Genomic DNA, 300 nt, shown 5'->3' on the forward strand with positions numbered 1-300 from the left:
GATTCGCGACAAGAATGGCGACGAGACGGATCTCTTCGGCGGCAGCCCTGGGATTTGCGCTGATATCGCCGAAAGTCTCGGCAACCAGACAGTGGTGCTCATGGCGCGGCATGGCGTCGTCAATGTCGGCAACTCCGTGCGTGAGGTCGTCTTCCGGGCGTTTTATCTCGAGCAGGAAGCGGCAGCGCTCACGGCCGGCCTGCGGATCGGCAATGTCAAATATCTATCGCCGGGCGAGATAAAGACGGCAGGAAAACTCGTCGGCGCCCAGATCGATCGAGGATGGAATCACTGGTCGCA

1 protein-coding gene is annotated in these 300 nt (G+C 60.0%); it reads left to right on the plus strand.

Going from position 1 to position 300, the window contains the following annotated elements:
• The coding region (locus tag X742_RS140060; protein WP_023775713.1) for a class II aldolase/adducin family protein at positions 1 to 300 on the plus strand (300 nt) is incomplete at both ends.

It is taken from the genome of Mesorhizobium sp. LNHC229A00, from assembly GCF_000502415.1.
Taxonomy (GTDB): Bacteria; Pseudomonadota; Alphaproteobacteria; order Rhizobiales; family Rhizobiaceae; genus Mesorhizobium.